Raw genomic sequence first — 11,921 nt, forward strand, 5'->3', positions numbered from 1 at the left:
GAAGGCGTTTCGTTTATTGTGCGATTAATTCAGCATCTATTACTTTCTCCAAATGAGATAATACACGCTTTGCAGCTTCCTCACCTTGATTAATACAATCTGGAAGTCCAGCACCAGCATAGGAGCTACCTGCCAAGTATATACCAGGCAACTCTTTCTGCATAAATGTTGTGAGCTTTTTCATTCGCTCATTATGGCCTACTGTATATTGAGGCATCGCTTCTTTCCAGCGGCTTACGATTGTAAATTCTGGATCCTCTGTAATATCCATCGTTTTTCTTAAATCTTCTAGTACGAGCTGAACGAGTTCTTCTTCAGTTTGTTCTACAACCGCTTCATCACCAGCACGTCCAACGTAACAGCGAAGGAGTGTTTTTCCTTCTGGCGTTGTATGTGGCCATTTTTTATGCGTCCACGTACATGCTGTAATCGTGTAATCGCTATTTCGTGATACGACAAATCCTGTACCATTAATATCGCTCCGGATTGCTGACTTTTGGAAAGCAAGTGCCACATTCGCAACGGATGTGGCCGGAATATTACGGAAGAAACGAAACTGCTTGTACTGAGCAAACATGGACGGCAATACTTTATGCGAAGTTGCCACTACGATGGCGTCCGCTTCTATTTCTTTTCCATTACTAAGAGTAATTGTATAACCATCACCCTGTTTTGCAACTTTTTCAATGCGAGTTCCCTTTATTATCGTACCTTCATGCATCTTTGCTTCGAGAGATTCTACGATAGATTCTAAACCTGTTTTCACTGTTTGGAAGATTCCTTTTTTCGGTTTAGCTTTCTCTTCTTTCGGAGCGAGCGTACGCATACCGAGTGAAATACTGCGATGTTTCTGCTCAATCTGATACATTTGCGGGAATGTTGACATTAAGCTCATTTCATCAATATCCCCTGCATAAATACCCGATAGTAACGGTTCTATTAAGTTTTCAACCACTTCGTTTCCAAGACGATGTCTGAAAAATTGTCCGAGTGATTGGTCAGATACTGGCTTTGACCTCGGCATTAATAGATCAAAACCAGCTCTTAGTTTACCAATTGGGGAGAACAGCCCGGAAAATAGAAACGGCGTAATTTGCGTTGGAATTCCCATCATTGATCCATTCGGCATTTTATGTAACCGATTGTTTACGAGGATAAATGATTGACCGGCTTGATTATTTACAAGTTCATCGCCAAGACCTAATTCTTTCACTAATCTAGCTGCACTTTCTTTTCGTGCTAAGAAAGAATCCGGTCCGCGTTCAATTGTAAATCCATCTTTTCGAACGGTTTGAATTTTTCCGCCAAGTTTACCCGATGCTTCTATAAGTAATGTATCAATCGGCAAGTTTTTTTCATGAATATTTTTTTGTAAGTTATACATTGCTGTTAATCCCGTTATGCCTCCGCCGACGATCACAACTTTTTTCCTCAAGCAGGCTCCCCCTTTCTTCTTACAGTACAGATTCTTTTTTCTTTAATACAACATCTGTTAAACAATCAATAAATGCGTCCGATGCATTTGGCATTTCTGGACGATAATATTTCGCACCAATTTCATCCGTTACAACTTTACACTCAAAGTCGTTGTCATATAAAACTTCTAAATGTTCAGCAACAAATCCAACTGGTGCATATACGAATGAAGTATAACCGTGCCTTTCATTTAGTTCTCTCGTTAAATCTTGTACATCTGGACCAATCCAAGGATCTGGTGTGTTTCCTGCACTTTGCCAGCCTACTGCATAGTTTGCTACTTCAGCTCCGCGCGCGATATAATCAGCTGTTTCATTTAATTGATCTGGATATGGATCGCCCATTGCAATAATTTTCTCTGGTAAGCTATGTGCAGATACGATTAATACTGCTTTTTCACGCTCTGCATCTGACATACCGTTATATATACCTTTCACTGCATCAACCCAGTACTGGATGAATTTCGGCTCTTTATACCAGCTATCGATGCCGTGAATTGTTAAGTTCCCAAGTTTCTCAGCTTCTTCTTGTGCTCGTCCAACGTATGATTTCACGCTAAACGTAGAATAGTGAGGTGCAAGAACAAGTGCGATTGCATCTTGTATTCCGTCGTTATGCATATCTTTCACCGCATCTTCAATAAACGGTTCAATATGTTTTAAACCAAGATACATATGGTACTCTACTTCATCTTGCACTTCATTTAAACGCTTCTCTAACTTCTTAGCTTGCTCTAATGTAATAGTAGCTAAAGGAGAAATACCACCAATTGCACGGTAACGCTCTGTTAAATCTTCCAGCATTTCAGGACTTGGCTTTCTTCCTCTGCGAATATGTGTATAGTAACGTTCAATATCTTCTTCTTTATATGGCGTTCCATATGCCATTACAAGCAAACCAATTTTCTTTTTCATACAGCAATTCTCCTTTACTTCGCTAACTGCCCTTTAGAGTATTCATGAATAAATGTAGTTAAACGTTTTAATGTATCTGGATTTACTTCTGGGAATACACCGTGTCCTAAGTTAAAGATATAACCAGGCTCTTTCATCCCTTGATCTAAAATACCTTTTACATGTTCTTCAATAACAGACCATGGCGCAAGTAAGAATGAAGGGTCCATATTTCCTTGTACCGCCTTATGAACGCCGCGTGCACGTGCTTCTTCAATTGGTAAACGCCAGTCTAAGCCGACTACATCAAGCGGTAAATCGTGCCACTCATTCACTAAGTGTGCAGCTCCTACGCCGTGCATAATCATCGGTACACCCATAGGGCGAACTTCTGCAAAAATACGCTCCATTGCTGGTTTAATAAATACGCGGTAATCTGCTACATTTACTGTTCCAACCCAAGAATCGAAAATTTGAACTGCTTTTGCTCCTGCGTTAATTTGCGCTTTTAAATATGTAATAACCATATCTGCTAGCTTATCCATTAAAGCGAACCAAGCTTTCGGCTCTGCATACATGAACGCTTTCGTATTATGGTAGTTACGAGATGGACCGCCTTCAATCATATAGCTCGCTAATGTAAATGGAGCCCCTGAAAAACCGATTAACGGTACGTCTAACATTTCTGTCGTTAATAAACGAATTGTATCTAATATGTACGGTACATCATCTTCCGGATTAATTTCCCCTAGTTTTTCTACGTCTTGTAAAGAACGGATTGGGTTATCAATAACTGGCCCAATACCTGATTTAATTTCTACATCCACACCAATTGCAGGTAGTGGTGACATAATATCTTTATAAAGAATTGCTGCGTCTACGTTATATTGATCAACCGGCAATTTTGTAACGTAAGCACATAACTCTGGATTGTGTGTAATTTCAAATAAAGAATACTTTTCTTTAATCTTTCTATATTCCGGCTGTGAACGACCTGCTTGACGCATATACCATGCTGGTACATAATCGGTACGTTCCCCCCTACATGCTTTTAAAAATGTCTCATTTATAGTTCTTACCAAGACCCTTGCTCCCTTCCTTACCAATGCTTCGAATACGTTCGATATTTATCTTTTTTTACTATACAGCTTGTAAAAACAAAATGCATAATATTATGTACGTTGTTCATTAAATTGACACAAACATTCGTAAAAACGCTTACTATTTTCACAACATTCTTATTATAACACAGAGAAAAACTATGGTTTAGCTACTTTTGACTTTTCTCCTTCGCGATTCGTTTGTGTATTGTATGGTACAACGTAAAAGCTCGGTTTTGAAAATATGTTAACGAACTTTTCCTCATATTCTCCAGCACCATTTACAGTGCTAACATGCGTATGAATTCCGTTCTCCACTCTATAGATTCGGTACATAATTCTGTTATCTGGAAGTGGCGTCCAACTTAATTTTGCTTTAAATAAACCGAAAGGGCTAAATGATAGTTTCATTTTTACATCTTCAATTCTACGCAGCCGAATCGGAGCACCGATTGTTTCCACACCTTCAGGCTTCATAAACTTCTCTTTATGTTCTACATTAGCCTTCGTTAAAATTTTCTTAAACAATTTTGTCGCAGATGCACTTTCTCCTTGCAACTGATGTTCCTTATCCGTACGGTCATAACCAATCCAAACAGCGCCTACTAAGTTCGGTGTATAGCCGACGAACCACATATCTCTTGCTCCCTTATCGTCATTTGGCAATGAAGTTGTACCTGTTTTTCCAGCTAACGCACCGTTATATACACCTGCTCTCGCTGTCCCTTCCTTCACAACTCCTTCTAACATTTTCGTCATATACCATGCCGTCTGTTTCGAAAAAATTTTCGTCTCTACTTTCGGTGATTCCCCAATGACTGCACCGTGTCTATTTAATACTTTATCAATAACGTGCGGCTCGATAATATTGCCATTCGCTAAAAATGAACGATACATTTTTACAAGATCAAATGTTGAAACACCATTTTTCAATCCGCCAAGTGCTGTACTTAAACCAGCATCTGCAATATGGACATTTCCTTTTTCTAAATATTGCTTTCCTTCTTCTACCCCTAACTCATTTAATAGAGAAACTGCTGGTACGTTTGCCGACTCTAAAATCGCATCATACATCGTCATTTCTTTTGAATACTCATGATTATAATTTCGAGGTTCATACCCTTCAAAAGAATTTCTTTCATTCGTTAATAAAGAATACGGATTATACTTTTTCGTTTCTAGTGCTGGTGCATAAACGATAAGTGGTTTTAAAACAGATCCGGGCTGCCTTTTGGCAAAAACACGATTAAATCCTCTCGGGACGTACTTTCTTCCCCCAATCGCCGCTTTAATCCCTCCCGTACGATTATCCATTAATAAAAATGCACCTTGAGCCCCCTCTTCTTTCCCAGGAAAATTCCTTGCATCTTGAAACTGGTTATACGCTACCTTTTGAATTTTTTCATCCATAGGTACGACAAACGTATATCCTCCGCGAAGTACTTCTTGATGAGACAACCCGTATAAACGAGCGGCTTCATCTATGACCATATCAATATACGGCATATATGCAAGCTCATTTTCATCTAAGTTTTTATATAGAGCAATTATCTTCCCTTGATAACGAACGCTTTCTTCTGCAGTCAAATAGCCTTGTTTATGCATAAGTGACAACACGAGATCGCGGCGTTCCTTACTCTTCTCTGCAGAGTAGTACGGTGAATATCCGTTTGGTGACTTCGGAAGACCTGCAAGCATTGCCCCTTCCTCTACTGTTAAATCCTCAACATTTTTATTAAAATACAGCTTTGCTGCTGCTTGAATACCGTAAGCCCCATGACCAAAATAAATATGATTCATATACATTTCAAGAATTTGTTGCTTCGTATATTTTTGCTCTAATTGAAGAGAAATTGCGACTTCCTTCAATTTGCGCGTAAATGTTTTTTCACGAGTTAAAAAGACATTTTTAGCGAGTTGCTGCGTAATGGTACTACCGCCCTCTAGCTTTTCTCCAGCTAACGTATCTTTATAAAGAGCACGGAATATAGACGGATAATCAATTCCTTGATGCTCATAAAAACGAGAATCTTCCACCGCAACAAACGCCTGCTGCACATACTTCGGAATTTGCTCGATCGGTACGAGCTCCCTATTTTCTACGTATAATTTCGTAATTTCTTTCCCTTTCTGGTCAACGATACGTGATGAAGAGTGGAAAACGAGCTGCTTTTCATCCATCATATAGCCACCAGCTAACACGATAAGTTTATAGAGTACAATCGCTACTATAAACGTTGCGACGCCACCTAATAAAGTCCACTTTACTTTCTTCATACATCGGCCTTCTTTCCAAATGATGGTACATTTATTATTTGAAAAAGAAGTATCTTTATGTATATAATCTTCGAAGTTTTTTAAGAGAGTTGATATAATAGAAACAAACTATTAAGGGGGCATTAAAATGAAGGCTATTATTTCATACGAAACACCTCTAGAACAATCACATTTCACTGCAAAAAATGATGAGAAAAATATGTTTTATAAAGAAAATACAGAAGAATCTGTAGAAGGCTCACTTCAGTATGACGTACTAGATGCTGTCGGTGAATTTAAAGGACAACCTGGCTATATCGTTTGTAACAATATTTCTGTAACAGACGAAGGTCGCCCAGTATTTGAAAACCGTTTTAAAAACCGTGCAGGCCTTATTGAAAACGAACCAGGATTCCAAGCGATCCGTGTTCTACGCCCATTAAGTAACGATACATATGTCATCTTAACGATGTGGGAAACGGAGCAAAACTTTAAAGACTGGACAGAATCACGTTCATTCGAAAACGCTCATAAAAAACGTCCTGCACAAGCAGAAGGACAAGCACAGGCGCATCCACATGCAGAACAGCAAAAGAGTATTTTCTCTCGTCCTTCTTTTGTGACTACTTTTGATGTGTTAGTTTAATTAAAAAGTAATACAACACTATCAGTACGTGAAATTATATTAACGATTTTTCGAATATATCTATCACATCTTTGAATATATCAACGATTTTTCGAATATATCTATCATACCTTTGAATATATCAACGATTTTTTCAATTTATCTATCACATCTTGAAATATATCAACGATTCGACTAAAGATATCGATTTAATGACAAAAAGGAAACACCATTACACACCGGTGTTTCCTTTTTCTTTGTACCAATTATATATACGAAGCGAATCTTTTTTTCTCATATGCTTTACTTCATAACCGCGCCCGGCTACCGCTACAAGAGTTGTACATAATTCATCTTTTCTTTGAAAATACGATTGATTATAACCTACTGCTTGAACATGTCTTCTTCGCATTATTCCTGTATATTTCGAAAAATTACGATATACAACCGTTAGTTGATTTTCTCTTAATTCATAACCACCACTTTTATATCTAGCATACGCAAGTAACAAAAACACGATAAATAACGGTAAAATAACAAACAACGCAATATATTGTTTTAAATATATACTCACGCTGGCAATTAGAACTGTGAGTATGATACTTATTAACCAGCCCATAATGAAATAACGACGCAACGCTGTTTTTGGTAAGTGAACGATCTCCGCTTCGATTTCATAAGGTAACTCTAAATATGTGAGCAGGTGCTGTACATCTTTTTTCTTCATAAATGGATGCAACATTACTTCGTTACTTGCTGCTCCAATACTTTGAATTGCTTCCACTTCAACAGCACAATAGCCAAACGGCTGGCGAAGCATACCTTCTTTTACAGTAATCGCTTGAATGCGGTGCAATTTTAAGACAAACTCTTTCTTTTCAAATAATCCTTGAACGATACGAATCTCTTCCCCTTTTCGCCCAATTTTAAAGTTTGCATATTTCAACACATATCCAGCCGTGGAAATAATCCATGAAATTGCCATTAAAATTAATGCAATTACAATTAGTTTATAAACACCGTTTCCCATCACATACGCTTCTACTTTACTTGTGAATCCTTCAGGAAGAACAAAATCAAACTTTGTGTAAAGAAGTACTAGCCCAGAGAACACTAGTCCGAACCGACCAGATGTAATCGCTGCGGCTAAAACCTCTTTCGCTGTTAACTGATAAACCGTCTTGCTTTCTTCCTCTTCTATTTCTTCTTTTACAGTAGTTTCTTTCTTATGTAATACAGAGATTAAATGTTTTGCCTCGTCTTCTTTAATACCAGCCAACATCACTTCTGGTTCATTACCACCACCGGCTACTTCTATATTTAACTTCATGAGTCCGAGCATTTGATAAATGAAGTTAGAAGACGTACTAATATTTTGTACACGCTCTTTATTTAAATAGCTTTCCTTCTTTACAAAAACACCGTGCTTTACATGTAACATATTATTCTCAATCCAGTACACTTTAAAATACCATTTAATTGCTGAAAAAATAGCCATGATGAATAAAACAACCAGAAGGAAAAGATAAAATAAATACCAAGGTTCCACTTGTTCATCAGGTTTAAATAAAACAAGAATAATAAGTGGCAACAAACTCGCAACCCTAATACCTAACAATATCGTGATCGGATGTTGCCTCTTATACATCCTCATCACTCACCTTCGCAAGTTCTCCAATTTGTCTTTTCAGCTGTTCTGCTTCTTCTTTCGTTAAACCTGGGATACTATGAGAAGTTGCGGCTGTTGAAATGTGTAATTCTGCTAAATTATACTTTCTCATAATCGGCCCTTGCTCAATCGTTACGTGCTGCACACGGATCATCGGAATAAGTACGCGTTCTACAACAAACATTCCCTTTTGAATCTCAATCTCTTCTTCATTTAATCTGTAACTATAATAGCGCTGACGTAAATTTGGAAACACAAAATAATCAAGTGGAATAAATGTAATGGCTCCTGTTACTAATAGTCCAAACAACCACCCCCACCAGTTAAAGTTAATCATGAAAAAGAAATATGCAATTACGACTGTTAGTATAACTGCCGCCCCAATTAAAGCGTGCATCCTCCACACTTTCAGCATATTAGAATGAATCTCCCTTTCTAACGGCTGCATCTCATCACTCCAATTCTATGAATTTATTACTTATATATTATCAAAAAACAAGTTTTTATATACATTTTTGTAAATTTATAGTCAAATAAATATAAGTGAATCAAAAGCATGTTAAAAAACATATATTATAAATATGAATTATATTAGACCAAATAAACCCTGCATGATTCATGCAAGGTTTATCGTTTTATACACAATATATTTCATCATTGTTGAGATATACTAGCATCGCTTTCAATTCGATTTTCTTTTTGACTCAGTTTTTTATCTTTAGATTTTTTTAATGTTAAAGTCATGCCAATAAAAATAAAAAGAATTCCTGTTATTTGCATTAAAGTTGGACGGAATCCAGTAAGTACAGTATCTAATAATATTGCCACTGCCGGATCTAAAAAAACTAATATTGAGATTGTTTTTGTAGATAAATGGCGTAAACTATCAAAAAACAGATAATACACTATCCCAGTGTGAATAAAACCAGTAGCTATAATATATGTCCAATTACTTTGAGTGAGGCCACTAAAAGCATCTAAATCTATAAATGGTATTAAAAGAAATATCCCCAAGAATGTTTGTAAAAATGTCATTGCATACGCACTCATTTTGTTAATCCCTTTACCAAATAAAGTTGTAAATGCATAAAAGAGAGCTGCAAGAAATCCCCATATCATACCTGAAGACATTAATGAGCCTACAGAGAAGCTTCCATCGATACCAGCAATTAATAAAGCTCCCACAAAACACACAATTATTGAAATGATAGATATTAATGTTAATTTTTCTTTAAAGACGATACTTCCAATTAACAGTACAATTACTGGTGCAAGATGATAAACTGAGATAGCAATTGTAACTGACATATTTTCAAAGGCTTTAAATAAGAAAACCCAATTAAATACTAAGAAAAAGCCACATATTAAAACTTGAATAACTTCTTTTCGTTCCCATTTATCTTGTTTATATTGCCCTGTAAGCAACCAGCATACACTTAAAAATATTGTCGCAAAAATACACCTTACAAACACTAATTCAAACGAAGGCAAGTTTGTTTGAACAGAAAAAAATCCAACTGATCCAAAGATAACCATTGATGCTATCATCTTTAAGGCCGGTACCGTTTTCTCTTGCTTAAAACTTTTTTGAAACAAATTAATCCCCCTCCAATAAAAAAATCTGTTTATAGTGAGAAAAACACCAGCCTAAAAAAGGACAGGTGCTTTTCCTCAAAAACACTCAACTACAAGTTTTTCCCAGCAGTCCAACCACCATCAATTACAAAATTAGAACCAGTAATAAAGCGGGCCTGATCAGAAATCAAGTACTCAATACATGAAACAATATCCTGCGGCAATCCCCAAGTATCTAAAGATTGATTACTTTTTATCATAGACATCAATGCTTTATTACTAAAGTATTCTTCTGTAAGTTCAGTTCTAATAACACCGGGAGAAATGCTATTTACCCTTATATTTTGCTTCCCAAATTCCATAGCCATCTGTTTAGTCAATCCGATTAAGGCATGCTTTGATGCCACATAAGCAGCTCGCTCTGGTTCAGCCATTAATCCAGAAACCGATGCTATATTCACAATACAACCTTTTATTTTCGATTCACACCATCGCTTCGCTACTTCCCTAGAAAGTATAAATGGGGCTACTAAATTTACATCAATTACTTTTTTAAACATGTCATCGGATAAATTTAAAACAGGTGTTATCTCTCGAATACCAGCAGCATTTATTAATATATCAGGAGAAAGCTTTTCTAAATCTAATTGAGTAAAAAGATTATGAATCGCTTCACTATTACTTAAATCAATTTGCACTACTTTCAAAGGCATATCTGTTTTCATATAATCTATTAAGTTATTATTATTAATATCAAGAGCTATTACATGAAAGGATTTTTCTAAAAAGTATTTTATACAAGCATGACCTATACCGCTATTGGCTCCAGAAATCATAATTATTTTATTCTCTCTCATTTTGTCTCCTTATAAGAAAATGTTACTAATAAAATATCACGAAAAGCTTCAGTACTACATTCTGTTCCAAGTGGCGTTACGGCATGGAAAACCTTTTGTCCAAATACTAAAGTTTCTAAAGGCTCCTTCAAACTTATAAACTGATTAATTTCCCTTGGAGAATTAGCTATTAAATTATCTCCGCCAATAGCTGTATTACTTAAATTCATAAGGTGTAAAAACACTACTGGTTCATCATCTTTATGTAACCAAATAGGTGAACTAAAAGATGGTCTTTCTTTAGTAGCTTTATATCTTACTTGATGTAAACCTATAATTAAATCTTTACTTGTATCTATTATATTTGTTTTAAATGCAAATTCAGTATCGAAACGCACGATATTTTGAATTAAAGGATTATATAAAAAACTATCATTTATGCTATGGAACTGTCTAACTTTACCGCCATCATCATAGTTATATTCTTTAGATTGGAAGTAATCATTACTATTATCTAAAATATAATCTGGTGAATCAACATACTTTATATACCTTGAATAAGATCTAGCACGGCATTCACCGTACGCATCATCTTCCAAATTATAATAATCTAACTGTGCTTGTGTTAATAAACGATGATTCTCTTCCTCTTGTAAAAAGATTTCATTTGAGATTTCAAGGAATCCCTTAGATTCAAATTCATGTACCTTTTCTTCTATGCTAAAGCCACTCATTTTACTAAGAACAAACGTCATTATAAAAACCTCCACACTATTGTATTTTTCTTTCTCACCCTATGTTAGAAATGCAATAAGTAACCGAGATTCTTGCTTAATAAAATTAAAAATTATGATATTCAATTAATACACCAAATGAAATATATGTAATCCATTAAAACTATTTCTTAAGCAATATTATATATCCTCTTGGTTATTTTTTCTAATTATCTGAAGATTTTTCAACATTAGTCTTAATATTCAAAATTAAAGAAATGTATTTTTCAGAAAGAGAAAACTGCGAGTATTGCAATTATTTATGTATATAACTTTTTTTAAAATTATATTTTAAATATAACTAGTTTTTTATAATTTTTTTGATATAATTACATACGGGAAACGGGAAGAATTTTGTCTTCCCAAGTGTTTTTATTTGCATCTAGTTCTTTTGCTAGATGCCTTTTTTTATGTTAAAAAAGGTATCCTCAAATACTTTGAGGATACCTTTTCACTTTTATTATCTCTGCTGTTTTCTACCTAATACGAGTAATCCAAAACTCATCATTACAAGAAGTGCTCCCATATATGGTTCCACAGGCATTTTCTGCCCTGTCTTTGGTAATTCTTTTTCCGGTTTTTCTGGACCCGGTGTTCCAGGTTTTTCTGGGTTCCAGGTTTCTCTGGATCTGGTGTTCCAGGTTTTTCTGGATTCGGTGTTCCAGGTTTCTCTGGATCTGGTGTTCCAGGTTTCTCTGGATCTGGTGTTCCAGGTTTC

General features: G+C 35.8%; 11 protein-coding genes. 1 reads left to right on the forward strand and 10 read right to left on the reverse strand.

All coding sequences use genetic code 11. The annotated features are described in order from the left end of the window. Positions 1-13: 13 nt before the first annotated feature. The 4 genes from hemY to DN403_RS23965 form a co-directional block, all read right to left on the reverse strand. The gene (hemY, locus tag DN403_RS23950) at positions 14-1,435 is read right to left on the reverse strand and encodes a protoporphyrinogen oxidase (RefSeq protein WP_149185818.1); all 1,422 of its coding nucleotides are present in this window, start codon (positions 1,433-1,435) and stop codon (positions 14-16) included. A gap of 19 nt (positions 1,436-1,454) precedes the next feature. Further along, positions 1,455-2,390, reverse strand: a complete 936-nt coding sequence (hemH, locus tag DN403_RS23955) for a ferrochelatase (protein ID WP_000726782.1) — start codon at positions 2,388-2,390, stop codon at positions 1,455-1,457. 14 nt (positions 2,391-2,404) lie between these two features. Continuing rightward, complete coding sequence (hemE, locus tag DN403_RS23960) at positions 2,405-3,451, reverse strand: uroporphyrinogen decarboxylase (protein ID WP_000252608.1); 1,047 nt, start codon at positions 3,449-3,451, stop codon at positions 2,405-2,407. A gap of 177 nt (positions 3,452-3,628) precedes the next feature. Continuing rightward, positions 3,629-5,746, reverse strand: coding sequence for a transglycosylase domain-containing protein (locus DN403_RS23965; RefSeq protein ID WP_000756277.1), 2,118 nt, complete (start codon positions 5,744-5,746; stop codon positions 3,629-3,631). Positions 5,747-5,873: 127 nt separating this feature from the next. Here DN403_RS23965 and hmoB point away from each other — a divergent pair, with 127 nt between their 5' ends. Further along, entirely contained in the window at positions 5,874-6,371 is a 498-nt protein-coding gene (hmoB, locus tag DN403_RS23970) for a heme-degrading monooxygenase HmoB (RefSeq protein WP_000644094.1), read from the forward strand. A 211-nt stretch (positions 6,372-6,582) separates the two neighbouring features. Here the strand turns inward: hmoB and DN403_RS23975 are convergent, their stop codons facing one another. From DN403_RS23975 to DN403_RS31895, 6 genes are all read right to left on the reverse strand, one after another. After that, a complete protein-coding gene (locus DN403_RS23975) occupies positions 6,583-7,998 on the reverse strand; it encodes a PH domain-containing protein (RefSeq protein ID WP_106081492.1) in 1,416 nt (471 codons plus the stop codon). Then, positions 7,991-8,467 carry a PH domain-containing protein gene (locus DN403_RS23980; RefSeq protein WP_001182726.1) on the reverse strand — a complete coding sequence of 159 codons (477 nt, stop codon included), beginning with the start codon at positions 8,465-8,467 and terminating at the stop codon, positions 7,991-7,993. Before DN403_RS23980 ends, DN403_RS23975 begins: the two co-directional genes overlap by 8 nt. Before the next feature lie 206 nt (positions 8,468-8,673). Next, positions 8,674-9,615 carry a DMT family transporter gene (locus DN403_RS23985; RefSeq protein WP_052658746.1) on the reverse strand — a complete coding sequence of 314 codons (942 nt, stop codon included), beginning with the start codon at positions 9,613-9,615 and terminating at the stop codon, positions 8,674-8,676. Between the two features lie 89 nt (positions 9,616-9,704). Further along, positions 9,705-10,451, reverse strand: coding sequence for an SDR family NAD(P)-dependent oxidoreductase (locus DN403_RS23990; protein ID WP_001208943.1), 747 nt, complete (start codon positions 10,449-10,451; stop codon positions 9,705-9,707). Next, a complete protein-coding gene (locus DN403_RS23995) occupies positions 10,448-11,185 on the reverse strand; it encodes a 2OG-Fe dioxygenase family protein (RefSeq protein WP_000144818.1) in 738 nt (245 codons plus the stop codon). Before DN403_RS23995 ends, DN403_RS23990 begins: the two co-directional genes overlap by 4 nt. 478 nt (positions 11,186-11,663) lie before the next feature. Beyond that, positions 11,664-11,921 (reverse strand): LPXTG cell wall anchor domain-containing protein (locus DN403_RS31895; RefSeq protein ID WP_255452061.1); only part of this gene is annotated, 258 nt, incomplete at its 5' end.

Source organism: Bacillus sp. AY2-1, from assembly GCF_008368965.1.
GTDB lineage: Bacteria > Bacillota > Bacilli > Bacillales > Bacillaceae_G > Bacillus_A > Bacillus_A thuringiensis_S.

Bases quoted from the DNA above. Each gene is read 5' to 3' on its own strand.
- hemH (WP_000726782.1), bottom strand. From the start codon at position 2,390: ATGAAAAAGAAAATTGGTTTGCTTGTAATGGCATATGGAACGCCATAT.
- DN403_RS23965 (WP_000756277.1), bottom strand. From the start codon at position 5,746: ATGAAGAAAGTAAAGTGGACTTTATTAGGTGGCGTCGCAACGTTTATA.
- hmoB (WP_000644094.1), top strand. From the start codon at position 5,874: ATGAAGGCTATTATTTCATACGAAACACCTCTAGAACAATCACATTTC.
- DN403_RS23975 (WP_106081492.1), bottom strand. From the start codon at position 7,998: ATGTATAAGAGGCAACATCCGATCACGATATTGTTAGGTATTAGGGTT.
- DN403_RS23980 (WP_001182726.1), bottom strand. From the start codon at position 8,467: ATGCAGCCGTTAGAAAGGGAGATTCATTCTAATATGCTGAAAGTGTGG.
- DN403_RS23990 (WP_001208943.1), bottom strand. From the start codon at position 10,451: ATGAGAGAGAATAAAATAATTATGATTTCTGGAGCCAATAGCGGTATA.
- DN403_RS23995 (WP_000144818.1), bottom strand. From the start codon at position 11,185: ATGACGTTTGTTCTTAGTAAAATGAGTGGCTTTAGCATAGAAGAAAAG.